This is a genomic window from Mesorhizobium sp. C268A (genome assembly GCF_040324475.1).
Taxonomy (GTDB): domain Bacteria; phylum Pseudomonadota; class Alphaproteobacteria; order Rhizobiales; family Rhizobiaceae; genus Mesorhizobium.
Genome location: NZ_JAMYVX010000001.1, coordinates 4,973,341 through 4,997,769 on the forward strand (window position 1 = coordinate 4,973,341; position 24,429 = coordinate 4,997,769).

Sequence of the window (24,429 nt, forward strand, 5' to 3'; positions counted from 1 at the left end):
GCCTCGCTGATATGGTTAATTGCGAGTTAACACAGGCGGCGGCAAAATGCACTGGCGAGATGCGGGGCGCAAGTAAGTTAGCTCGCCGCAGCCTCGAATGTCGGGCGCAGGCGCCTGCCGCGGCGTGCCATGTTTCGGCGCACGGCCTGGGCGACCACATCAGGCACTTCCTCGACCAGCATATGGCCGGCATCGAGCACGTGATGAATATGAAAATGCGCCGGCAGACAATCAGCCTGGGTAAAGGGCAGCACCGGATCGTCCGTTCCACAAACCACCATCACCGGCATGTCGAGGGTGTCCAGCTGTTCGCGGGGTATGACCCCTGCCGCTCGTTCCTGGTCATGACGGCCGATATCTCAATCAGCTTGCGCAACTGGCCGGGGCGACGGCGTAGGTCCGCCAGGACGCCAACGATGCGTTCGGGCGGCGGGCTTCGCGGTCCCGACATGGCGGCAAGGCAGGCGCGGATTTCCCGTCTGTCGGCGGCCGCGGCGTAGCGGCGCAACAGCGGTCCGTTGATCTCTGACCCAGCACCGCCCGGCGCCAGAAGCGTCAGCGAGCCTATCCTGTCAGGCTCGGCAAGCGCCATCAGGGAGGCGACCGCACCGCCCATCGAATGACCGGCGACATGCACCCTTGCTATCCCGCGTGCGGCGATATCCGCGAGAACCGCTCGCGCCGCTGTTTTGGCCGGGCCGCTGCCAGGGAATTCGAGAGACAGTCCGTGTCCCGGAAGATCGTAGGCCAAGGTCCTGATATCGGGCCCTAGCGACGCGGTCACCTCGCGCCAGATATCATGGCAACCACCGAAGCCATGCAGCAGGACGACCGTCTTCGGCCCGGCGCCCCGCTCGGCAACATAGAGGGATGAGACCATGAAAATGTGCGATTATTGCAAGACTGGAGAGGAAATTCGAATCGAGGCTGGATTGCTCCCAGTCCAGACCGATGGCCAGTAAAGTTTTCGCGATCCGGAAAGACTAGCTGGCGTTGCCTAGGCCCGCGGCGCGCAGCGCCTCAACCAGCCGGTCGGTCAGATCGGCGGGATATTTGCGCTCGGCGAAGGCCGCGCGCGGATCGGCGGCGAATTTCGGGAATTTGGTGGTCAGCTCATCCAGAAGCTTGGCTGCCAGCTGTTCGCGGCCGGCAGCCTTGGCGCCGATCAGCCGCGCCGCCAGATAATGCGATTTCATCGCCGTCGTGCGCAGCGACTCGCTGGCTATCGCGGCCTTGTTCATGTCGCCCAGCATGAACTGTCCGGCGAAAAGCCCAAAATCCCACCATGTCGGATGGCCGCTGAACGTCTCGACGGCATGGGTCAGGATCGGTGTTCCCTCGGCATATTTGCCGGCAAAGATCAGGCCATAGCCGTAAGCGGCAGCCATGCCGAGGTCGTAGGGGTTGAGCTCATAGGCCTTGCGCATCCAGCGGATCGATTCCTCGGTGTTGCCGAGGCGCGAGTTGAGGTAGCCATAGGCGCGGTGCGCATAAGGGCTGGTCGGTCCCATCTGGATGGCGCGATGGGCGAAAGACATTGCCTGATCGACCGTCGCGCCAGGCGGATAGGCGTAATGATCGGTGGCGGCCTCAAGGGTCAGGGAGGCCAGTTCCGAATAGACCAAGGACGATTTCGCACCCTGGCCGGCGAGCTTGTCCAGGCAGCGATAGGCAGCCTCGTGCGTCCTGGTGCTCTGGTCGAGATAGTATCTGTCGTTGAGGATCAGGCAGCTCGTCAGCCCGGTCTGAATGCCGTTCTGTTCGATGTAGCTGTAGAGCGGGCCGGAGGCGGGAATGGTCGAGCTGAGGATGGCGGCGATACGATCCTCGACGGTGCCAGGTGCGCTGTCGGCGACCGTCAGACTGCGGGACAAAAGCACGCGGCCGGTCGCCACGCTCTGCAGTTCGAGCGTCACGTCACCTGCCATTGGTCCCGGCAGGACATCGAAAACGAAGCTGGTCGGGTCGGTGCTCGGATCGCGCTTGCTGTCGGCGTCGCGGCCGATGAAGTCGATCGTGTCGAAACCGGCAAGGCCGGCGCGCAGCGAAGCGGCGACGCGGCCGGCCTCGGGTCCGGTGGCCTTCACCGCGATGAAGACGAGGGGCAGGGCCTCCATCGACGGCGATGCGATGCTGCTCGTTACGCCCGCGGTCTCGACCACCGCGGTAGGATCGCTGCTGGCAAGCAATGCGCCGCTGCCCTGGCGCAGGATGAGCACGCCCAGCATGAGAATGACCAGCGTCATGGCGACCCAGAAGAACTGGAGATGGCGCGCCAGCGAAGGCCCAGGTTCTGTAACCCCCGAAGCTGTCGCGGCAGCGGGAACGGCGTCAAGAGCCGCCTGGTCGGGCGATCCGGGCAAGGCGGCTACCGCCGCCGCAAGCGGCTCCTGCCCAACCGGCAGGCGTATGGCGTTGAGCTCATAGGACGGCACGTAGCCGCCGCGCGGAATGGCAATGCGAACCGGTTCGGCTATGCCTTCATTGGCGAAATAATGCTGGAGAAGTTCGCGCAGCCGGCCTGCCTGCACCCGGACAACGGCGTCGGTCGACGAATCGAAATCGCCGTCCTTGCCGAAGACGTCCATGGCGATGGAGAAACCCTTGAGCCTGTCGGCTTCGCCGGCCTGCTCGCGCTCAACAAGATAACGCAGCAACTTGCGCGCGCGCTCGGAACGTCCGAACGTTTCGCTGGCGAGCAGTCGCTCCAGTGTCTCGCGCACTGCGGGGGCGGCAGGCGTGGCATGCTGCAAGTGTCGATCCTCTCGAAGTCGGCACAGGTTGAGGCGCAATCATATAGAGCCTGCACTTCCATACAAGCATGCTTATGTTATGCGATCGCGTAACACACCGGATAGTTGCCGGTGGTTGACACAAAAAACCGGAATTTCCCTCGGCAAATGGGGGATTTCCGGGCGCCGCGGACATTCGGCGCCCGGGAAAATATCAGCCGGCCTTGCGGCCGATTATCCGGTTGGCGGCCGAAACAACGGCTTCCAGCGAGGCGGCGACGATGTTGGTGTTGATGCCGGCGCCGAACAGCTTGCCGCCGGGATATTCCATCTCGACATAGGAAATCGCCGAGGCGTTCGAGCCGCGCTGGAGCGAATGTTCGGAATAATCAAGCACCGACATGTCGACGCCAACATGACGCGACAGCGCATCGACGAAGCCGTCGATCGGGCCGGTGCCGGAGCCGGCGATTGTCGTCTCCTTGCCGTTGTCGAGGATCACCGCCTCGACCACGCGCCGGCCCTTTTTCTCGGTATCGGGATAGGTGTGATGGTCGAGGAACTTCAGTCGTGCGCCGGGCTGGTCGACATAGGTTTCGATAAAGCGGTCATGGATGCGTTTTGCCGGCACTTCCTTGCCTTCGGCGTCGGTGATCGCCTGGATCTCCTGGCTGAACTCGATCTGCAGGTTGCGCGGCAGATTGAGGCCGTAATCGGCCTGCAGTACATAGGCGATGCCGCCTTTGCCCGACTGCGAGTTGATGCGGATGATCGCCTCGTAGCTGCGTCCGACATCGGCCGGATCGATCGGCAAATAGGGCACTTCCCAGACCGGCGTGTTGGCCTTCTTCAAGGCCTTCATGCCCTTGTTGATGGCGTCCTGGTGCGAGCCGGAAAAGGCGGTGTAGACGAGTTCGCCGACATAGGGATGGCGCTCGGAGATCTTCAGCTGGTTGGAATATTCGTAGACGTCCTTCATCCGGTTTATGTCGGAGCAATCCAGATGGGGATCAACCCCTTGCGTGTACATGTTGAGCGCCAGCGTCACGATGTCGACATTGCCGGTGCGCTCGCCATTGCCGAACAGCGTGCCTTCGACGCGGTCCGCACCCGCCATCAGGCCGAGCTCGGTGGTGGCGATGCCGGTGCCGCGATCGTTGTGGGGGTGCAGCGAGATCAGCAGGTTCTCGCGGTTGTCGAGGTTACGGCACATCCACTCGATACGGTCGGCGTAGATGTTGGGCGTCGACATCTCGACCGTCGAGGGCAGGTTGATGATCAGTCTGTTGTCGGCTGTCGGCTTCACGATCTCGGTGACGGCGTTGCATATCTCCAGCGCGACTTCGAGCTCGGTGCCGGTAAAGCTTTCGGGCGAATATTCGAAGCGATAACCGCCGCCGGCCTTGGCCGCCATGTCGGTGATCATCTTGGCCGCGTCGGTGGCGATGCGCTTGATACCGCCGACATCCTTCTCGAAGACGACGCGACGCTGCAACTCGCTGGTCGAATTGTAGAAATGCACGATCGGGTTGGTGGCGCCCTTCAGAGATTCGAAGGTGCGGGTGATGAGTTCGGGACGGCACTGCACCAGCACCTGTAGCGAAACATCAGCCGGCACATTGCCTTCCTCGATGCACCAGCGGGCGAAATCGAAATCGGTCTGCGAGGCCGAGGGGAAACCGATCTCGATCTCCTTGAAACCCATGTCGAGCAGCAGGGCGAACATGCGCGCCTTGCGCTCATGACCCATCGGATCGATCAGCGCCTGGTTGCCGTCGCGCAAATCGACCGAGCACCAGACCGGTGCCTTGTCGATGACCTTGTTGGGCCAGGTGCGGTCGGTGAGACCGACCGTCGGGTAGGGCTGGTATTTTCGGGCCGCGCCCGGCATGTGGCCGGCCGCGCGTTTTACGCTTTCGGCTTCGCCGGCGCGGATGTCTTCTCGTGCGTTCATCGTCTTGTTCTCCCGGCGGCTCGCGGATCGGTCTTCGGACGGATTCCAGGGCGAGCAGCGCCTTATCAGATTTTCGTTCGCTTGATGTGAATTGCCAATTTCTGAACTGGCCAAGGAGCGTGCGCGTAAGCGGCGGTTCGACCGCCGGGCGCTCCTTCAGCGAACCCGGCGATCGCCGATAAGGCCGAGAAGAAGCAGGGTCGATGCCAGCGCGCGCACGGTCTCGCCGGCAAAGCCGGTCGGACGGGAAGCGACGGAGGAGACGCGCGTGTTCATGGCGGGGTTCATACAGGAGCCGCCATGGACAGGCAAGTGGGCTGCCATTCCACCACTCGCGAGCACTCTTCCCCATGCGCGGCAAATGCGCCAGACTTGCGTGTAGCCGAGCCCGCAATGCTTCGCCGTCGGAGGGATCATCCGTGAATTTTGTTTTCTTCTCGCCGCATTTTCCCGCCAACGGCGCCGATTTCTGCGACCGGCTGAAAAAGGCCGGCGCTACGGTGCTGGGCATTGGCGATGCGCCTTATGAGGCGCTGGACGGCAAGCTGAAGGTGGCCCTGTCGGAATATTACCGCATCGCCGACATGGAGGACTACGATCCGGTGTTCCGGGCCATGGGTCATTTCATCCACAAATGGGGCCGGATCGAGCGCTTCGAGTCACTCAACGAGCATTGGCTGGAGCTGGAGGCCAACATCCGCACCGACTTCAACATCTACGGAACCAAGCTCGATTTCGTGAAGAATTTGAAGCGCAAGAGCCGCATGCGTGCATTCTTTCGCAAGAGCGGCGTCGACACCATCGCCCAGCGCAAATGCTCCGACCGGGCCGGTGCCATGACCTTCATCCGCCGCGTCGGCTATCCCGTGGTGGTGAAGCCCGATTCCGGTTCCGGCGCCTCGAACACCTTCAAGATTTCCAACGCCAGGGAGCTTGACCAGTTCTTCAGAGACAAGCCCGAGGACGTGACCTTCGTCATGGAGCAGTTCATCGAGGGGCTGGTGGTGACCTTCGATGGGCTGGTCAACCGTGACGGCGAGGTGGTGCTGGCGGCCAGCCACCGCTACGACCAGAGCATCATGGAAGTGGTCAACAAGGACCGCCACATGAGCTACACCTGCTTTCCCAAGGTCCGACCGGCGATCGAAGAAGCCGGCCGCAAGATCCTCAAAGCGTTCGACGTGCGCGAGCGCTTCTTCCACATCGAGCTGTTCGAAACCAAGGACGACCGCGTCATCGCGCTTGAGGTCAACATGCGGCCGCCCGGCGCCTGGATGACCGATGCGATCAACTACACGTTCGACATCGACGTCTACGCGGCCTGGGCGGACATGGTGGTGAAGGATGCCGCCGGCGGGCCTTACGAGGGCAAATATTTCACCGCCTATGCCAGCCGCAAGCGGCGCCTCGACTATTTGCACAGCCATGAGGACGTGATAGCCGCGCATCGCGACAAGATCGTCCATCATCAGCCAATTGAAGAGGTTTTCAGCCGCGCCATGGGAAATTACGCCTACCAGATGCGCTCGAAAGAAGAAGCAGCACTGCGCGCGGCCGTCGCCTACATCCACGCGGAAAAGGCTTGAACGCGATGGACATCTCCTATCACAAGGGTTTCTCCGGCAATCTCGGCCGCGACATGGAATACAAGCGCTACGGCCATGCCGGCCGGCCGGTGGTGGTGTTCCCGACGTCGCAGGGGCGGTTCTACCAGTTCGAGGATTCCGGGGGGGTTGGAGCGCTGGCCGAATTCATCGATACCGGCCGCATCCAGCTGTTCGCGGTCGACGGCATCGATTCGGAATCGTTCTTCAACAAGCATGCCGGCGCCGCGCACCGCATCGGTCGCCATGAGGCTTATTTCCGATATGTGCGCGAGGAGGCGCTGACGGAGTTTCTGGCGACCGCTGAGCAAGCCAATGGCGGGCGCAAATTAAAGCCGCTGTTCACCGGCTGTTCGATGGGCGGTTATCATTCCACGAATTTCGTCTTTCGCTTTCCCGAACTCGCCAGCGGCGTCATCGCGCTGTCGGGCGTCTATTCGGCGGGCGACTTCTTCGGCAAGGCGCTGGAAGGCGATATCTTCTACAATTCGCCGCTCGACTATCTGCCCGGCATCGTAGACCCAAAACTGCTTGCCCGGCTGAAGGCGCTGAGGATGATCTTCTGCTGCGGGCAGGGCGCCTGGGAAGAGCGGATGCTGGTCGAGACCCGCAGGCTGGAACAGATCCTGCGCGACAAATCCATTCCCGCCTGGGTCGACTATTGGGGCGGCGATGTCAGTCATGACTGGCCATGGTGGCACAAACAGCTGGTCTATTTCTTCGGCCGCTGGCTGGATGATGATCTGATGCACCGGCTCGATTGATGACCACACCCGAACCTATCCGCCGCTTTATCGAGGCCACCAATGCGGGTGATAGCGAAGCCGTTCTCCACACGTTCACAGCCGACGCGTCCCTGACCGACTGGGGGCGGTCCTTCCAAGGCCGCCAGCAGATCGCGCGCTGGAACCAGTCGGATAATATCGGCGTGAAGTCCAATCTTCGCATTGTCCGCATCGCCGAGGTCGAGGGCAGCTACCGCGTCCGCATTGCCGTGAAAGGCAATGGCTTCAACGGTGAGGGTGACATGACCTTCGTGCTCGACGGCCACCGCATAGCGAGCCTCGTCATCTCCTGACGCGGCTCAGCTACCCTTCTTGGCAAACCGGCAGAGCAATGGTCTCGTGTTCCACCGCCGATCCACGGCGCAAGCCGAGAAAGACGACAAGGGCGGTGACGATGGTGATTGCCGCCAGCACGATCAGCAGCCTGTCGAACGCGATCTCATAGGCCTGGACCAGGACCGTGGCTCCGGCACCCGGCAAGCGGGCTGCCGCTTCGCCGATGTTGCCGGTCACCAGCAGCTGCGCGGCGGCGGTTGCATCCAGGGAAGACGCCGTTCCCTGAGCCGCCAGTTGGGCTGCCGTGAAACCCGACAGGACTGCCATGACGATCGCCAGCGCCACGCCTTCGCAAGCGACGCGGGTGGTGTTGAAGATGCCGACCGCCATGCCGGCACGCTCTTTCGGCACGACGCCGACGGCAAGTCCGTCCATCAGCCCCCAGGGCAAGGCGATGCCGACGCCGATGAGGATCAGCGGCGCCACCAGCGCTGCGACGACAGGCGGTGTCAGGCTCAGCCAGACAAGGCCGCCGGCGGCCACAAGCAGGCCGACACCGCAGATCGTTGCCGGAGCGATCCAGCGCGCTACCTGGCCGGCGAGCAGTGGCAGGATCAACAGCGGTCCCGACAGGCAGATCATCAACTGCCCCGCCTTGATCTCGCTCATCCCCTCGATGCCGATGAAGCGGATAGGCAACAGCACCAGCAGGACGACGAAGCCATAGGCGGGAGCGGCCGCCAGGAACTGGACGCCGACGAAGCGGGGAAAGCGGAACAGCGAGAGATCGAGCATCGGCCGGCGCACGCGCCGCTCGACGACGACGAAAGCGGCAAAGCAAAGGGCGGCCGCCACGAGAAGCGCGATCACCAGGGGATCGGTCCAGCCGCTCTGCGGCGCTTGCAGCATGCCGTAGGTCAGCGATGCCAGCGCGATCGTAAAGGTGCCGGCTCCCGCCCAGTCGAGGCCGGTCGCATCCGGATCGCGCGATTCCCTGATGGTGCGCAGGCCGAGCAAAGCGGCTGCAATCGCGAGCACTGCCACCAAGACGAAGATCGATCGCCAGCCGAAAGCATCTATGAGCAGGCCCGACGCTATCGGCCCAAAAGCGAGGCCGATGCCGAAACTGGTGCCGAGGAAGGAGAAGGCGCGCAGCCGCAATGGCCCATCGAATTCCTGGGCAAGAGCGGAGGCGCCGCCGGCAAAGGCGGCGGCACTGCCGAGCCCTTGCGCAGCCCTGAGCACATCGAACCAGACGATATCAGGGGCAAACATCGATCCCAGCGATGCCAGCACATAGGTGGCGAGGCCAACAAGGAAGAGCCGCTTGCGGCCATGATTGTCGGCCAGCGCGCCTGATGCCATCAAGGTGGCGGCGAAGGTCAGCATGAAGGCGTTGGTCACCCAGTTGAGCGCGATCGGGCTGCCGCCGAGGTCGGCCGCAATGCGGGAAAGCGCGACGGCCGGGCCGGTGAAGGTCAAGGGCATTGTCATGGCGGCAAGGCATACCGACAACAGGACAAGCCATGGCGCGACCGCGCCGTTTGTGGTCTTCGAGGTCATGGCTTTCCTATCTGAACCAGGATCCGCCGGCCTGCCGCAAACTTGCTGCGCCGGTCGTAATGCGAAGATAGGCCCGCGACACTAGAGAAAAATAGTGTTAAATCTCCAGATATATCGGACTGAAACGCTCGAATGGAGAGATCCGATGGAACGCCTCAATGGGCTCCTGGCCTTTGCCCGCACGGCTGAGTTCGGCAGCTTCATCGCTGCGGGCCGCACGCTCGGCATCTCGGCATCGGCCGTCGGCAAGAGCGTCGCCAGGCTCGAGCAGGATCTCGGCGTAAGGTTGCTTCAGCGCAGCACGCGCCGCATCGGCCTGACCGAAGAGGGCAAGCTGTTCAACGAGCGGGTGCGGCGCATCCTCGACGACATCGACGATGCCGAGGCGATGCTGTCGCGGAGCCGCGAAACACCGCATGGGCGGCTGCGCGTTTCGACGCCGATCGTGACCTATCACCTGCTGTTCCCGGTGCTGTCGGAGTTCATGGCGCGCTATCCCGAAATCGAACTCGACATTGACTTCAATGACCGCATCGTCGACCTCATCGACGAAGGCGTCGACATCGCGATCCGGAGCGGCGACCTGCCGGATTCGCGCCTGGTGGCGCGGCCGCTTGCACCCTTCCGGCTGCTGTTGTGTGCGGCACCCTCCTATATCGAGCAGCACGGCAACCCGAGCCGCCCGGACGATCTCGTGAACCATTACGGCATCCGCTTCCGCTTTCCCAACAGCGGCAAGCTGCAAGGCTGGCCGTTCATCGGCGGCAGCGCCGAGCCGCAGGTCCGCTCGATGCTGACCTGCAACAACACGGAGGCGCTGAAGGGCGCCACGATGGCCGGGCTCGGCATCAGCTCGATGCCCGATTTCTTGGTCCGCGAGGCGCTGCGTGACGGCCTGCTGCGCACGGTGCTGGACGACCATGTCGACGGCCGCGGCCAGTTCCGGTTGCTTTGGCCGTCCAATCGTCATTTGTCGCCGAAGGTTCGCGCCTTCGTCGATTTCCTTCCCGACCGGCTTGCCGCGACGCTGGGCGGCTCTTGAATTAGTCCTTCGCGGCCGACGGCGATAACGAAGACAGCGAGGAATAGCTCTGCTTCTCAGTAGGTGGCGCGGCCGCCGGACAGGTCGAAGGTCGCGCCGGTGGTGAAGGAATTTTCGTCCGATAGCATGAAGGCGATCATCGCAGCCGCCTCTTCGACTTCGACGAACCGGCCTCGCGGCACCTTGCCCAGCATGTAGGCGACCTGGGCCTCAGTGAGCTGTTCGAGGATGCGGGTGCGGGCGGGCGATGGGGTCAGCGCGTTGACGGCGATGTCGTGGCCGGCCAGTTCCTTACCGAGCGATTTTGTCAGCGCGAGCACGCCGGCCTTGGCGGCGGAATAGGCGGCGGCATTCGGATTGCCTTCCTTGCCTGCGACCGAGGCGATGTTGACGATGCGGCCGTAGCTGCGCGCGATCATGCCGGGCGCCAGGCGCTTGCAGCAGTAGAAGACGCCGTTGAGGTCGATGTCGATTATCTGACGCCAGGCGGCAGGATCATAATCCGCCACCGTCGCTGCCGGTCCGGCGATGCCGGCATTGTTTACCAGCAGATCGACCGGACCAAGCGAGCGCTCGGTTTCGGTCGCGGCGCTGTCGACGGCCTCCATCAGCGATTGGTCGCACAGCAAACCCTCGACCCGGCCGAGCGGGGCGAGTTCGGAAACGGCTTTCGCCATGGCGGTCTCGTCCACATCCCAGATGGCGACGCTGGCGCCCGATGACAGCAGTCGCCGGGCGACAGCAAGGCCGATGCCTTGCGCGCCGCCGGTCACCACGGCGACCCGGCCTGAGAGATCGACGGCATTCACACGACGTTTCATGGGCACTTTTCCTCTTCCCTGGATATTTGAATCTCAGTCCCTGACGGCTCTCGCCACCAGCCGCGCTATGCTCGGCCCGGCGATGAGCACGACCAGGAAGCGGGTCGACTGCAAGGCCATGACGAAGGATATGTCGACGTTCTGCGCGGCGGCGGCAATGATGGCGACGCTGTCCATGCCGCCGGGGCTGGTCGCGAGATAGGCGGTCAGCGGATCGATGCCGAGGACGTGGCTGATCAGCCAGGCAAGCCCGCCGCAAAAGGCGATCAGCACGACGATAGAGCCGACGATCTGCGGCAGCGCCCGTGTCGCATGGCGCAGGATCGCCCGGGTAAAGTTCAGCCCTATCGACCAGCCGACCATCGCATAGGAGAGCGCCAGCAGCCATGGCGGCAATTGCATCGCCGCGCCGAAGCCGAGATGGACTATGGTGCCAAAGATGAAAGTGCCGAGGAAGAAGGGTGACGGCAGCCGGCACAACCGGCCAAGCAGGCCGCCGACCAGCGCCACGCCGAGCGTGGCGGCAAAGGCTGCCGGTTCGATCAGCGGGAACCAGACGATGGCTGGTACCTCGATGCCCGACGTGTCGACCCACATCTTGGCGACGAGCGCCGCCGTCATCGAGACGAAGATGACGCGCAGATACTGCATGAAGGCGACGAGGCGCTGATCGGCGCCGAAGGCACCGGCCATCAGCACCATGGCAGTGGCAGCACCCGGCGACGAGCCCCAGACCGCGGTGGTGCCGGGCAGGATGCGCCAGCGGCTGATCAACCAGCCAAGCAGGCTGGACGCCGCAAGGGTCGCCAGCACCACGACAAGGACCAGCGGCCATTCCTTGTAGAACACCGAAAAAATGTCGGTGGAGATCGACGCCGCGACCAGACAGCCGACCAAGGCCTGGGCGGCGGCGAACAGCGGCCGCGGCACGCGCACCGTGGCGCCATTGGTGCCGGCAAGGATCGCCGCCAGCATCGGGCCGATCAGCAGCGCCGCCGGCAGTGCGGCGTATTCCAGCGCGCCGGCGAACAGCAGCGAGACGATCAGCAGCACCAGCCACTGCCGAACCGGACGCATGCGCGCCATGCGTTCGACGGCCGGTTGGTCTGGCGAAGAGTCCATGTTTGGGTCTTAGACCTGGAAGAGAAAAATGCGAACGCTGTCTCGGACGAAATTCACGACCCCGACCCCGCGTTGGGATGTCACTCGTTCTTGATGGCGGGCAGGCCGAAACCGCCGGCCGGATGGGTCTCGACCTGGAATTCGAAGCCGGCGATGATCGGCCGGGCCTTGGCGATCGCTGCCTGGACCTCCGGCAGCTGCAGCGAAGCCTTGTGGCTTGCGGCGTCGGTCCACACTTCGGTCACCCAGATCGCGTCGGCATCGGCCGGGTCGCGGGCGATGACATAACTCAGGCAACCCGGCATGGCGCCGGTCGAGGCGAGCAGCACATCCATGATCGCGTCGCGCTGGCCGCGCGCCGCCCGCATCTTTCCGATCAATCCGTACATTGCCTCTCCCCTTTCTTCCAACCTCAGCAAACGTGCGCACGACATGCATGGTTGCGAGACGCAGTATGCAATTGCCGGCTCACGGCATCAACTGGCCACCGTTCACCTCGATCACCTGGCCGGTGATGTAACCACTCAGGAGATCGGAGGACAGGAAGAGATAGGCGCCGACGCAGTCTTCGGCCGTGCCGGCACGCCCTTGAGGAATGGTGGCGACCATGCCCTTCATCTGCTCGTCGGTGGAATAGCGCTCATGGAAGGGTGTCGCGATGGTGCCCGGCGCCACCGCGTTGACGCGGATGCCGAAGCCGATCAGTTCCTTGGCCATGCCGCGCGTCACATTGGAGACAAAGGCCTTGGCCGAACCGTACAGCCCGGCGCCGCCGCCAGCGCCATTGCGCGCCGCGATCGACGAGGTGTTGACGATGAAGCCGCCCTGCTTCTTCAGCCATGGCATCGCCTTGCGCGAGGCCGTCAGCACGGAGCGGGCGTTGAGGTCCATCACCGCGTCGTAGTGCGCCTCGGTCTGCTCCGCATAGGGCACGCGGCCGAGCATGCCGCCGGCATTGTTGACCAGCCCGTCGAGCCGGCCGAATTTTTCGGCGCTCTCCTCGACTACCCGCTCGACATCGGCTGCCTGTGAGAAGTCGCCCTGTGTCAGGAACACCTCACCGCCGCTGTCGCGGATGGTTTTGGCCAGCGTTTCTGCGGCCTCCCGGCTCGAATTGTAGTGCAGGGCGACCCGGCATTTCTGGCCGGCGTAGGCCAGTGCAAGGGCGGCACCGATGCCGGTCGAAGCGCCGGTGACCAGCACCGCCTTGCCGGCAAGATCGGGGATGACGAGGGTGGTCGCGGTCATGAGCACTTTCCTTCGGGATGTTTGGCCGCCCTTCGTAGGCTCTCATGGCCTTCACGTTCAAGCCCGCGGCGGCTCAGGGCCGGAGATAGGCGTAGCCCTGGCGCTGCAGTTCGGCGAGCTTGACGACACCGCCCTTGTCGGCGGCGTGGAAGCCCTCGAGCAGGTCGGCAAGCGTGATCTCCATGCCTTGCATGGTGTTGCCGCAGGCATGCGGCTCAAGGCCCTGCTGGACGAGGCCGGCAAAGCGTCCCGAGATCGCCGCCGATATGCCTTTCGACTTGAAGCCGGCAAGGGCCGGACCATGCACGACCAGCACGATGTCGACATTGCCGCCGGTGCCTTCATAGTGGTTGTTGATGTTGCCGAGCACGAAGTTGACCTTATCGAGGTCGCTGAGGTGATAGGCGACCTTCGGTCTGTCTTCAGCGGCGGCCGCCCGGCTCAGCCCGAACAGGCCGGCGGCGCCGGCAAGGCTGGCCCGGAACATGTCGCGTCGACGCATGGCATCCTCTCGGCTTGCGCTCACCGCAAATTGCGTGGCTGCGGCCATGATACTAGCATAAATTGACGTTACGTCCTGTCGATGCGAGGAGGGGTCACATGGCGTTCAGGAAGTGGAAGGTTGTTGCCAGCGCTGGATTTGGCTGCGTGCTGCTCGGCGCGCTTGCAAGTTCGGCCCTTGCCGGCGATGCGCTTAAATTACCCGAACTCAGCCCGAATGGCGCCGATGCGTGTTTCGGCCGCGTCTATGATGCGGCGCACCTCAAGGCGCATCCAAAGCAGAAGGTGGCGCGGATCTTCTTCCTCTATGGCCATGATCCGGTGAGCCATCCGAACGAAGACCCGGTGGCAAACGCCGACACCTCCTACAACGGTTTTCTCACCACCACGGTGCGCGGCGCCAAGGCGCCGCAATGGGCCGGCGGCTGGTGCAATCACCAGTCCGAGGACGGCAAGTCAGGTCCGGTCCGCTGCGGCATGGACTGCGACCGCACCATGGCGTCGCTGAAGCTCGACGACAAAGGCCGCCTGATCCTCACCGACGTCTCGTCCGATCTCTATCTCGACGCCGGATCGGAAGACGAACTGGGCGAAGCCGAATATGACCGGCAGGCGCTGGGCTCGGAGGACGATAATTTCCGCCTCGACCCGATGCCGGTTGCAACCTGCAAGGCCGAATTCGCGCGCATCGACCCGATCGATCCGGCGCTTGGGGTTCCCTTGCGCGAGCGGCTGAAGCCGGACCAGCCCTTCTGCTTCGGGCGCGACTACGATGCCGCGCATCTCTCCTCGCATCCCGACCAGGTGACGCAGTCGATCCGGGTCTTCCGCGGGCCGGTCGAACTCGCCTCCTTTGCCTCAGCCGATGTCGCCAACTGGCCCGACGGCTCCGATGTCGCCGTTTCGGTGACCACCAGGAAGAACGGGACGAAGGTCACGCAGACCTATTCCTGCCAGGGTGAAGCGGATCAATGGCGCTGCGCGGCCAGTTCGAAGATGAGCAACTTTTCCTGCGATATCGCGCAAAAGGAAATCTTCCTCAAGCGCGGCGCCAACGGCACCCTGATCCTGGCCAACCCCAATAGCAGCCTGGCGATCGTCGATTTGTGCTCGGCGGATGGCAAGACCAAGTCCGATGACAAGGTCTACCGGTTGGAGGCCATGCCGCAGTCGGCGTGTGCGCCTTAGTCACTTTAGCAGCCATTTGGAAATGAATATGATGATGCGTCGCAGCTTTCTTGGTTTTCTGACTTCCTTGGCTTTCATCGGTTCCGCCAACGCTGAAGGCGAGGCTGAGGCTCGCAAGGCGGCCTCAACAGCACAGTTGAAGAAGGAGGGCGTGCCGTTCATCGACCATTTGCCGACGATCGAAACCGAAGCCGAAAGTCGGCGACGAACGAAGGACGAGGTGGTTAAACGCGCCATCGCACTGGTGATCGTGGCCGTCACAGCGGAGACCAATGATCGAAATCTTTTAAGCAACTTGATCAGCCAGTTTGGAGCCGAAGGGTTTTTTACGCCCAAAGAGCAAGCGTTTGTCGGTAACCCCGTTGCAACCGAGCAAGATCGCGCAAATTTTAGCTGGCGCTATGAAGGGGCTTTCGTAATGTTGTGGGCGTTGCAAGTCTTCAAAAACCTTGGGCGTCCAGACAAGCCTTGCGATGTGTCGCGTATGGTTTCGGTGTTGCGTGACCTCGACACGGAAGGGCTGCTCAAGCGGGCCAATTTGCGCCCGCAAAGCGAGCTTCTCGATGCTGCCGATCTGATCTATCGGTACAATTGGGCTGTGATGGATGCGCGGGTGAATGGGAAAGCCGCGCCGGTAGGATTGGAACGAGACGTGGTTGTCGAACGTCATTACGCGCTCAATTGGCTGATTGGGTATATGGGGCAGGAATGGGATGACATCTCGACCGACACATGATGAGCCGATCGCAAGCGGGTGCTACCTTGGATCGGACTTCGCTTGCCGAGTTTGGATTTGACGAACTTAGACGGTTCGCCTGACTACGCTCAGGCCGAGCTGGCGCGCGCTTGAGCAGCAGGCGCTGCCCGATTTGGAGGCAATCAACGCCTGGATGTAGCCATTGGCGGGCTACCCCACATGGCGGTAATGGCGCAATCGATCCGGCGAGGTCGGCAGATCCTCGCCCGAGGATGATGCCCTGAGTTTTTCCTCAAGCAAACGGCACAGCAGTGGTGCCTTTCGGCAGCTTCGCCTCGTCGTCGGGCTCGACATGGATGGTGACGCGCACCGAGGGGATTTCGGCCTTCAGCGCGTCCTCGATGCGGTCGCAAATGACGTGGCTGGCGCCGACCGTCATGTCGGCGTCGACGACCAGGTGGAACTCGATGAAGGTGGCGCGGCCGGCGATGCGGGTCTTGAGGTCATGAACCTCCAGCGCGCCCTTGCAATTGGCCGAGATGATGTCGCGAATGTGCATGTGTTCGGTCGTGTCCACTGCGCGGTCCATCAGCCCGTTCATCGACGAGCCGATGACGTGCCAGCCCTGCCACAGGATGTTGAGCGCGACGATGACGGCAAGCGCCGGATCGAGGATCTGCCAACCGGTCAGGATAGCGCCGACGAGGCCGCCGAAGACGCCGACCGAGGTCACGACGTCGGTCATGATGTGCCGGCCGTCGGCGACCAGCGCCGGTGATTTTGCGCTGCGCCCGGCGCGGATCAGCGTCCAGGCCCAGAAGGCGTTGATGACGGTGGCGACGCCGTTGATCGCCAAGCCCTCCCAGGGTTGTTCGAGCGGGGTCGGCGTCTGCCAAGAGCGCCAGACCTCGTTGAGGATCAAAAGCGCGGCGAGCACGATCAGCACGCCTTCCAGCACCGCCGAAAAATACTCGGCCTTGTGGTGGCCGAACGGATGGTCCTGGTCGGCCGGCTTGTAGCTGACCAGGACCGCCCAATAGGCGGCGGCCGAGGCTATGACGTTGACGATCGACTCCAGCGCATCCGAATAGAGCGCAACGGAGCCGGTGACGTACCATGCGGCAAGCTTGAGCGCGAGCACCACGCAGGCGATGACAATCGACCAGAAGGCAAGGCTGGCGATCCTTTGCCTGGCCGCTGCCTTCGCTGCGATCGCCGCCATGTTGTCCGTTGCCGCCATCGTTTCTAAGCGGCCTTTTCCTTGGCCTTGCGCGGCAGATGCGCAACGATGTTTTCGATGATGCGCATGCCGGCATTGTGGCCGAGCGTCATGATCGATTCCGGATGGAACTGGACGGCGGCGATCGGCTCCTTGCGGTGTTCGAAGGCCATGATGATGCCGTCCTCGGTCTCGGCGGTGACGATGAAATCGTCGGGCAGCCGCACCGGATCGGCGAAGATCGAGTGGTAGCGGCCGACGGTCACTTCCTTGGGCAGGCCGGAGAAGATGATTCCGGGCTTGGAGACGCGGATGCGCGACGGCTTGCCGTGCATCGGCACGTGCAGCTGCCTGAGTTCGCCGCCATAGGCCTCGGCCAGCGCCTGCAGGCCAAGGCAGACGCCGAAGATCGGCAGGTCGCGGGCGCGGGCGTTCTTGATGGTCGCGGCGCAGTCGAAATCCTTCGGCGTGCCCGGTCCGGGCGACAGCACGACGAGATCGGGCTTCAGCCGTTCGAAGACTTCTTCCGGCACCGGCGAACGCACGGTCGAGACATTGGCACCGGTCTGGCGGAAATAGTTGGCCAGTGTGTGGACAAAGGAGTCCTCGTGGTCGACGAGCAGGATGTTGACGCCGTCGCCGACGCGCGCGGTGGTGCGTTCGGCGCCTGCGGCATTGCCCAATTTGGCGTCACGAATGGCGGAGAGCATGGCGGATGCCTTCAGTTCGGTTTCGGCTTCTTCTTCCTCGGGGATGCTGTCGAAGAGCAGCGTGGCGCCGGCGCGCACCTCGGCGATGCCGTCCTTGATGCGGATGGTGCGCAAGGTCAGGCCGGTGTTCATGTCGCCGTTGAAATTGACCATGCCGATGGCGCCGCCATACCAGGCACGCGGGCTCTTTTCGTTCTGCTCGATGAAGCGCATCGCCCATAGTTTCGGCGCACCGGTGACGGTGACCGCCCAGGCATGCGACAGGAAGGCGTCGAAGGCGTCCATGCCTTCGCGCAAGCGCCCTTCGATGTGATCGACTGTGTGGATCAGGCGCGAATACATCTCGATCTGGCGGCGGCCGATGACGCGCACCGAGCCCGGATCGCAGACCCTGGACTTGTCGTTGCGGTCGACGTCCGAGCACATTGTCAGCTCGGATTCATCCTTCTTGGAGTTGAGCAGCTTCAGGATCTGCTCGCTGTCGGAAATGGCGTCGTCGCCGCGCTTGATGGTGCCGGAGATCGGGCAGGTCTCTACGCGGCGGCCGTTGACGCGCACGAACATTTCGGGCGAGGCGCCGATCAGATACTCGTTTTCGCCGAGATTGATGAAGAAGGAATAGGGCGACGGGTTGATCGACTTCAGCTTGCGCGAGATTTCGGAAGGCTGCGTCTCGCAGCGTTCGTAGAACATCTGCCCGGGCACGACCTCGAACAGGTCGCCGCGCTTGAAACTATCCATCGCCTTGCGCACCAGATTGGCATATTCGCCCGGCTCATGGTCGCCGCGCGGCGGGATGCGGTCGGCGGGCTTGAACGGTTCGGCGATTTGGTCGCGCGGCAGCCCCTCGGTTGAAAACCCGTCGCCGGAATAGTCGTAGCGGTCGGTCCAGGCCTTGGTCGAATAATGGTCGACGACCAGGATCTCGTCAGGCAGGAACAGCACGAGATCGCGCTGGCTCTGTTTGCGCTCGAGCTTGTAGTCGACTGGATCGAACTGGAAGGCGAGGTCGTAACCGAAGGCGCCGTAAAGGCCGAGATTGGCGTCTTCATCGGTCTTGAACAAAGCGGTGATGGCGCGCAGCACAGTAAACACAGAGGGGACGCGGCTGCGCTCTTCCTCGGTGAAGACGCGGCCGGGCTTGGCGACATCGAGGCGGATCAGCTTTTTCGAGGTTTCAGCAATCGTCACCTCGGTAATGCCGGCCAGCGTCTTGCCGATCATCGGCAGCAGCACTTCGCCACGGCCGTTCAGCGCCTCGATGCGCATGGCGCGGCCACGCGCGGAAATCACCAGCGGCGGATCGATGATGGCCGTATCCCAGCGTGTGTAGCGGCCCGGATATTCGTAATTCGAGGAAAACACCGCACCACGGCGCGAGTTCAAGCCGTCGACATAAGCGTCGATCGCACCGGCGTAAGGCTTGTCGTGGCGTTCGCGGGTGATGGTGACACCACCTGCGGTCACGAAGCTTTCCGCGCCGTTTTCCAGAGCCTTGATCGTCATTGCCGTCTCCATATGGCTTGTTGGGGCAACGGACCCGGGACTGGCTTTGAAAAAACAAATGGCCGCCCGGACATTCCGTTGCGGCCACCCTCTATTTTCACGCGCACGCGTTCGAACAGGCCGCTGTCAGCGGGCCCACCACCAAATGGTCTTGATCGAGCGCATGTTCATGGGCGAAATCCATAGCGGCGAAAAGCCGGATGCGCAACAGGTTTGAAAGGCCTGTTTGTGGCCGCCGCTTCCGCAGCCCATGGCACATCGCCAAGGCTTGGGGTCCTGCCTAGACTGTTCGTCCAACATCGGAAAGACGGGAAGACAGCAATGACCGAGCAGATCGAGCGCGCACGCACGTTCCATGCCCTTCATGTCAAGGGCAACCCGATCGTTCTCTACAATGCCTGGGATCCGGGCTCGGCCAAGATCGTCGAGAGGGCGGGCGCCAAGGCGATCGCCACCGGCAGCTGGCCGGTCGCGGCTGCTTTCGGCTATGCCGATGGCGAGAAAATCCCGCTGGAGCTAGCGCTGGACAACATCAAGCGCATCGTGGCGGCAGTCGACCTGCCGGTGACCATGGACCTCGAAGGCGGCTACGGCGTCGAGCCGGAGACTGTCGCCCAGACGGTGACACGTGCCCTGCAGGCCGGCGCCATCGGTTTCAATTTCGAGGACCAGATCGTCGGCGGCGCTGGTCTGCACGACATCGCGGTACAGGTGAAGCGGATCGAGGCGGCAGCGGCGGCGGTGAAGGCTTCCGGCATTCCCGCCTACATCAACGCCCGTACCGACATTTTCCTCAAGGCCAAGCCGGATGTGCATGACAGCGTGCTGCTCGACCAGGCCATCGAGCGGGCGCACGCTTATGAAAAGGCAGGAGCGAGCGGCTTCTTTGCGCCGGGGCTCGGCGACGAGGGTCTGATTGAGGCGCTGTGCAAGGCGACGGCATTGCCGGTCAACATCATCGCGCTGGCGCATGTGCCGCCGCGCCAGCGCCTGGCCGAGCTTGGTGTCGCCCGTGTCAGCCACGGCCCGGTGCCGTACCGGCAGATGGCCGAATGGCTGGAGGCCAAGGCGCGGCTGGCGATTTCGGGTTAGCTCAGTCCTCCAGCGTGCCTGACCTCGCGTCGGCGCTCTTCTTGTCGCCGACCAGCTTCAAGAGATCCTCGCCGGCGCGGATGATGCGGCGCGAGCGGCGGGTCAGGATGACGCCGTCCTGCGGCGCCAGCACTTCGGTGCGGCCGCCGGCCTCGCCCGGTGTGTGGACGATGGTGGCGAGGCGCGCGCCCTTGGCGACGCGGTCGCCGGGCTTGACGTCGTAGAGGATGGCGCCGGCCCGGGGCGCCGGCATCATGTCGATGTTCTCCAGCGGCGCGACGAGGCCCTTGAACGCGCCGGGTGCGGGAAGGGCGGTATCGGCGATGACGCCGCGCGCCGCCAGCAGTCGGTAAAGGCCTTCGGCATCGGAACTTGCCAGCGCGCCGTCGACATCCAGCATGCCACGGTATTCTACCGTGGTGGCAACGCGGCGGTCGAGCTTCGCCACGTTGGCGGGGACGTTCTGGTAGGGCATGATCGTGGCGCCCTCGAAGGTGCCGTCGGTGTCCTCGCTCCACAACACCACGGCGTCGACACCCATGGCGGCGGCGCAATCGGCCATCGCCGGCCACAGGCTGGCGTGGACGTAGAGATAGGCAAGGCCCTCGTCGTCGCAATGCAGGTCGAGCACGATGTCGTGGCCGAGCGACAGCTGCACCAGACGGGTCTTCAATCGCTGGTCGGGGGTGCCAAGCGTGGTGTCGGGCAAAAGCTTGGCGTCCGGTGCTGCGAGCAACGGAAAGCCGCGGTTGAAATTGTTGCGGGTGCCGAGATGGAAGCGGCCCTGGTGCTCGCCGAAATGATATTGCGCGCGGCCGATCGGATTGGCCCAGGGCACGACCGTGATGTTGCCCTTGATGCGGCCTTCGGCTTCGGCCTTGTTCAGCGCCGGCATCAAGGCGTCGATGGCGACGACACCAGGCAATTCACCGGCGTGGAGTGCTGCCTGCAGATAGGCCGAAGGTGCTGCCTTGTCGGCGCCGGCGAAGCGGAACACCGGGAATTCGTAGGAAACGCCTTCGGTATCGCCGGCGATGCGTTCGATCGATTTCTGCATGGGATGCCTCCAGGATAAGAGGCAGAACACATGCACGTTTGCCGAGGGGCTGTCGATTGGTCCAGTTCGCGCCGCCATGGGCGCAATGGAATTATTCGGCGGCGGCCGGAACCGTCGTTATCGGCGCCGATCCTTCGAGCGCCTGCGAGACAACGGCGACGCTGACCGCCAGCAGGGCCAGCACCGCGCCGACCAGCGGCAAATGAGCATAGGAAACGCCGGCCGACAGAGCCACGCCGCCGATCCAGGCGCCGCTGGCATTGCCGACATTGAATGCGCCCTGGTTGAGCGTGGCGGCGAGGTTCGGCCCTTCCGAAGCCGCTTCGACGACGCGGATCTGCAGCGGCGGCACGACGACGAAGATCAGCAGTCCCCACAAGAAGACGATGCCGATGGCGACGCTGGCGATCGCGCCGTACTGCATGAAGCCGACAAACAGAACTGCCATCAAAAGCAGCGTGCCGATGACCGTCGGCATCAATTTCCAGTCGGCCAGCCGGCCGCCGATGATGTTGCCTATGGTCATGCCGGCGCCGAACAGCAGCAGGACCCAGGTGACCGCGGAGGTCGACAGGCCGGAGACATCGGTAAGGTAGGGCTTGATGTAGGTGAAGACGGCAAACAGGCTGGCCGAGGCCAGCGAGGCGATCAGCATGGCGAGCCAGACCTGCAGCTTGCCCAGCACGCGCAGTTCGCTGCGCAGGCCGCCGCCGCTCGGTTTGACGACATTGGATGGCACCAGCCAGGCGATGGCGGCAACAGAGATCAGGCCGATGCCGACGACGGCAAAGAAGGTGGAGCGCCAGCCGAAGGCTTCGCCAAGCGCGGTGCCGGCAGGAACGCCGAGAATGTTGGAGAGCGTCAATCCCGCGAACATCATCGCCATGGCGCTGGCGCGCTTGTTGCGCGGCACCAGGCTGGCGGCAACGACGGAACCAATGCCGAAAAAGGCGCCATGACCAAACGCGGTGAAGACGCGCGCGGCCATCAGAAGCCAGTAATTGGGCGCAATGGCGCAGAGCAGATTGCCGACGACGAACATCGCCGTCAGCGTGACCAGCACTGGCTTGCGCGGCAGATGCGCGGTGGCCATGGCGACGATGGGTGCGCCGAAGACGACGCCCAGCGCATAGCCGGTGACCAGCAGGCCGGCCGAGGGGATCGACACGCCGAGATCGGCCGCAACCTCCGGCAACAGGCCCATGATGACGAATTCGGTGGTGCCGATGCAGAAGGACGCAATGGCAAGCGCAAGGATCGGCAAAGGCATGGAAAATCCAGACTGAATCGGTTCAATTCAGACTGAACGAGAAGCCTTGCCGCGCGCAATGCACATTGCTGCAACGCACCAATGCAGAAAGCGCTGAGCTTGACGCGGAGTCATATCAGGCGAGCGGCTTCAGCTCCTGGGCGATGGTTGGCAACAGCTCCGAGACGTTGGGGTGGATATGCACGGCGCGCGCCAGCGTATCGACCGGCGCCTTGGCGTACATCAGGTCGAGCACGCAGTGCACCGCCTCGTCGCCGCCGGGGCCGAGCACGGAGCAGCCGAGGATTTGCTTGGTGTCGGCATCGACCAGGATCTTCATGAAACCTTGCGTCTCGCCCTTTTCGATGGCGCGGCCGACGCGGGTCATTGGCCGCTGGCCGACCAGCGCCTTGCGGCCGGATTTCTTCACCGCAGCCTCGGTCATGCCGCAGCGGCCGAGCGGCGGATCGATGTAGAGCGCATAGGCCTCGATGCGGTCGCTGACCTTGCGCGGATCGTCGTCGAGCAGATTGGCGGCGACGATCTCGTAATCGTTGTAGGAGGTGTGGGTGAAGGCGCCCTTGCCGTTGCAGTCGCCCATCGCCCAGACGCCGGGCACGCTGGTGCGCAACTGGTCGTCGACGGTGACGAAGCCGCGCAGGTCGACCGCGACACCGGCCTTGTCGAGACCGAGATCGTCGGTGTTGGGGGTGCGGCCGAGCGCCAGGAGCACGTGCGAGCCGACAGCCGGCGGCTTGCCGTACGAGAAGGTCACGGCGATGTCCTCGCCCTGTTGGGCAAAGCCGATGTTGTCGGCGCCGACATGGACCGCTACGCCTTCATTCTCGAGGACCGACAGGATGGCCGCTGAGACGTCCTCGTCCTCGCGGCCGGTCAGGCGCGGGCTCTTCTCGATGACGGTGACTTCCGAACCGAAGCGGCGGAACATCTGCGCGAATTCGAGCGAGATATAGCTGCCGCCGACGATGACGAGGTGGCGCGGCAGAATTTCGAGGTCCATCATTGAGGAGTTGGTGAGGTAGTCGACGTCGTTGACGCCGGGCAGGTCGGGCACCGAGGCGCGGCCGCCGGTGTTGAGGAAGATCTTTTCGGCAGTCAGAAGCTCGTCGCCGACGCGCACCGTGTTGGCGGATTCGAAGCGGGCATGGCCGCGATAGAGCGTGCAGCCCTTCATGCCGGCGATCCAGGTCTCCAGATTGGTGCGGGAGTCATTGGTGACCTTGTCCTTGCGCGCCTTGAGCCTCTTGTAGTCCACGCCGACAGGGCCTGAGAACGTCACGCCATAGTCCGCGGCACGCCGCGCCAGATGCGCGGCATAGGCGCTGGCGACCATGGTCTTCGTCGGCATGCAGCCGGTGTTGACGCAGGTGCCGCCGACCAGCTTGCGCTCGATCAGCGCCACGCTCATGCCGGCTGACGTCAGCCGGCCGGCGAGAGGAGGGCCGGCCTGTCCGGCGCCGATGATGATGGCGTCGTATGTCTTGGCGTCTGAGGCTTGGGCAGTCATACCACCGCCGCCACGATCAGCAGGCCGCCGATGATCGCCACCGCGTCCTCGATGAGGGCGGCAGGCAAATCCTTGCCGAAGGCGGCGGCCAACCGGCCGCGCGCTTCGGCGCCGCCATAGGTGCCGATGACGGCACCGATGGCGCCGGCAATCAGGCCGCCAATGGTGGAACCGGCAGTGGCGCCGATCACCGCGCCGCTGAAGGCGCCAAGCAGGATGCGGGCGCCGAATTGCTGCGGCACCTTGCGGCTCGGCGTCGAGGGCAGCTGGTCGGTGACCAGTTCGACGATGGCGAGGATGGTGAAGATACCGACGGCGGCCCAATGGCCCACGAAACTTGCCCAGGTGCCGGCCACCGGCAGCCATCCGAGATACGCGCCCCAGGCGATCGCGCCCGGCGCGGTCATGGCGCGAAGACCGGCAATGACGCCGATCAGAAGTGCAAGCAAATAGAGCATGTCGATCCCCTCGAAAGCAGGCCCGGGACTGGCCCACGAGGGCAAGCTAGCATAGGTCCTGCGTTTGACGAGAGTAG

21 protein-coding genes and 1 pseudogene are annotated in these 24,429 nt (G+C 63.6%); 7 read left to right on the forward strand and 15 right to left on the reverse strand.

The features are described 5' to 3' along the window. Window positions 1–77 precede the first annotated feature (77 nt). The 3 genes and pseudogenes from NKL06_RS24290 to leuA form a co-directional block, all read right to left on the reverse strand. Window positions 78–880: pseudogene (locus tag NKL06_RS24290) on the reverse strand (alpha/beta fold hydrolase). 103 nt (window positions 881–983) lie between these two features. After that, window positions 984–2,753, reverse strand: coding sequence for a tetratricopeptide repeat protein (locus NKL06_RS24295; RefSeq protein WP_023691633.1), 1,770 nt, complete (start codon window positions 2,751–2,753; stop codon window positions 984–986). A 193-nt stretch (window positions 2,754–2,946) separates the two neighbouring features. Next, window positions 2,947–4,623 (reverse strand): 2-isopropylmalate synthase, encoded by a 1,677-nt coding sequence (gene leuA / locus NKL06_RS24300; RefSeq protein WP_023691632.1) that lies wholly within the window; start codon window positions 4,621–4,623, stop codon window positions 2,947–2,949. Window positions 4,624–5,105: 482 nt separating this feature from the next. Between leuA and NKL06_RS24305 the strand changes: the two genes are divergently transcribed. Genes NKL06_RS24305 through NKL06_RS24315 form a run of 3 tightly spaced genes read left to right on the forward strand, consistent with a single transcriptional unit; the run spans window position 5,106 to window position 7,368 of the window. Further along, on the forward strand, window positions 5,106–6,272 hold the full coding sequence (locus tag NKL06_RS24305) for an ATP-grasp domain-containing protein (RefSeq protein ID WP_023691631.1): 1,167 nt from the start codon (window positions 5,106–5,108) through the stop codon (window positions 6,270–6,272). A gap of 5 nt (window positions 6,273–6,277) precedes the next feature. Next, window positions 6,278–7,054: an esterase family protein gene (locus tag NKL06_RS24310; protein WP_023691630.1), complete on the forward strand. Its 777-nt coding sequence runs from the start codon at window positions 6,278–6,280 to the stop codon at window positions 7,052–7,054. Continuing rightward, window positions 7,054–7,368, forward strand: a complete 315-nt coding sequence (locus NKL06_RS24315) for a nuclear transport factor 2 family protein (RefSeq protein ID WP_031192978.1) — start codon at window positions 7,054–7,056, stop codon at window positions 7,366–7,368. Before NKL06_RS24310 ends, NKL06_RS24315 begins: the two co-directional genes overlap by 1 nt. Window positions 7,369–7,378: 10 nt before the next feature. Here NKL06_RS24315 and NKL06_RS24320 read toward each other — a convergent pair whose 3' ends face one another. Further along, window positions 7,379–8,914: an MFS transporter gene (locus tag NKL06_RS24320; RefSeq protein WP_023691628.1), complete on the reverse strand. Its 1,536-nt coding sequence runs from the start codon at window positions 8,912–8,914 to the stop codon at window positions 7,379–7,381. Between the two features lie 145 nt (window positions 8,915–9,059). Between NKL06_RS24320 and NKL06_RS24325 the strand changes: the two genes are divergently transcribed. Next, window positions 9,060–9,956, forward strand: a complete 897-nt coding sequence (locus NKL06_RS24325; RefSeq protein WP_023691627.1) for a LysR family transcriptional regulator — start codon at window positions 9,060–9,062, stop codon at window positions 9,954–9,956. 56 nt (window positions 9,957–10,012) lie between these two features. On the opposite strand, the gene NKL06_RS24330 is transcribed toward NKL06_RS24325, so the two are convergent. From NKL06_RS24330 to NKL06_RS24350, 5 genes are all read right to left on the reverse strand, one after another. Beyond that, complete coding sequence (locus NKL06_RS24330; protein ID WP_023691626.1) at window positions 10,013–10,765, reverse strand: SDR family NAD(P)-dependent oxidoreductase; 753 nt, start codon at window positions 10,763–10,765, stop codon at window positions 10,013–10,015. Between the two features lie 45 nt (window positions 10,766–10,810). Further along, window positions 10,811–11,899 (reverse strand): AbrB family transcriptional regulator, encoded by a 1,089-nt coding sequence (locus tag NKL06_RS24335; protein ID WP_023691625.1) that lies wholly within the window; start codon window positions 11,897–11,899, stop codon window positions 10,811–10,813. Between the two features lie 80 nt (window positions 11,900–11,979). Continuing rightward, window positions 11,980–12,288 (reverse strand): putative quinol monooxygenase, encoded by a 309-nt coding sequence (locus tag NKL06_RS24340; protein WP_023691624.1) that lies wholly within the window; start codon window positions 12,286–12,288, stop codon window positions 11,980–11,982. Between the two features lie 79 nt (window positions 12,289–12,367). After that, window positions 12,368–13,147 carry an SDR family NAD(P)-dependent oxidoreductase gene (locus tag NKL06_RS24345; protein WP_023691623.1) on the reverse strand — a complete coding sequence of 260 codons (780 nt, stop codon included), beginning with the start codon at window positions 13,145–13,147 and terminating at the stop codon, window positions 12,368–12,370. 73 nt (window positions 13,148–13,220) lie between these two features. Continuing rightward, a complete protein-coding gene (locus NKL06_RS24350) occupies window positions 13,221–13,649 on the reverse strand; it encodes a DsrE family protein (protein WP_023669972.1) in 429 nt (142 codons plus the stop codon). A 98-nt stretch (window positions 13,650–13,747) separates the two neighbouring features. Between NKL06_RS24350 and NKL06_RS24355 the strand changes: the two genes are divergently transcribed. Together NKL06_RS24355 and NKL06_RS24360 are read left to right on the forward strand one after the other, a co-directional pair. Next, a complete protein-coding gene (locus tag NKL06_RS24355) occupies window positions 13,748–14,836 on the forward strand; it encodes a hypothetical protein (protein WP_023691622.1) in 1,089 nt (362 codons plus the stop codon). A gap of 28 nt (window positions 14,837–14,864) precedes the next feature. Then, complete coding sequence (locus tag NKL06_RS24360; RefSeq protein ID WP_245267079.1) at window positions 14,865–15,572, forward strand: DUF4272 domain-containing protein; 708 nt, start codon at window positions 14,865–14,867, stop codon at window positions 15,570–15,572. Between the two features lie 253 nt (window positions 15,573–15,825). Here NKL06_RS24360 and NKL06_RS24365 read toward each other — a convergent pair whose 3' ends face one another. Beyond that, window positions 15,826–16,755, reverse strand: coding sequence for a cation diffusion facilitator family transporter (locus NKL06_RS24365; RefSeq protein WP_196813681.1), 930 nt, complete (start codon window positions 16,753–16,755; stop codon window positions 15,826–15,828). 23 nt (window positions 16,756–16,778) lie between these two features. Beyond that, window positions 16,779–18,968 (reverse strand): anthranilate synthase, encoded by a 2,190-nt coding sequence (locus tag NKL06_RS24370; protein ID WP_023691620.1) that lies wholly within the window; start codon window positions 18,966–18,968, stop codon window positions 16,779–16,781. Window positions 18,969–19,289: 321 nt separating this feature from the next. Here NKL06_RS24370 and NKL06_RS24375 point away from each other — a divergent pair, with 321 nt between their 5' ends. Beyond that, the gene (locus NKL06_RS24375; protein WP_023691619.1) at window positions 19,290–20,060 is read left to right on the forward strand and encodes an isocitrate lyase/PEP mutase family protein; all 771 of its coding nucleotides are present in this window, start codon (window positions 19,290–19,292) and stop codon (window positions 20,058–20,060) included. A gap of 1 nt (window position 20,061) precedes the next feature. Here NKL06_RS24375 and NKL06_RS24380 read toward each other — a convergent pair whose 3' ends face one another. The 4 genes from NKL06_RS24380 to NKL06_RS24395 form a co-directional block, all read right to left on the reverse strand. Then, on the reverse strand, window positions 20,062–21,117 hold the full coding sequence (locus NKL06_RS24380) for a succinylglutamate desuccinylase/aspartoacylase family protein (protein WP_023691618.1): 1,056 nt from the start codon (window positions 21,115–21,117) through the stop codon (window positions 20,062–20,064). A gap of 91 nt (window positions 21,118–21,208) precedes the next feature. Further along, complete coding sequence (locus NKL06_RS24385) at window positions 21,209–22,387, reverse strand: MFS transporter (protein WP_023691617.1); 1,179 nt, start codon at window positions 22,385–22,387, stop codon at window positions 21,209–21,211. Between the two features lie 115 nt (window positions 22,388–22,502). Then, on the reverse strand, window positions 22,503–23,894 hold the full coding sequence (locus NKL06_RS24390) for an FAD-containing oxidoreductase (RefSeq protein WP_023691616.1): 1,392 nt from the start codon (window positions 23,892–23,894) through the stop codon (window positions 22,503–22,505). Then, window positions 23,891–24,352 (reverse strand): membrane protein, encoded by a 462-nt coding sequence (locus NKL06_RS24395; protein ID WP_023691615.1) that lies wholly within the window; start codon window positions 24,350–24,352, stop codon window positions 23,891–23,893. Before NKL06_RS24395 ends, NKL06_RS24390 begins: the two co-directional genes overlap by 4 nt. Between the last annotated feature and the right edge of the window lie 77 nt (window positions 24,353–24,429).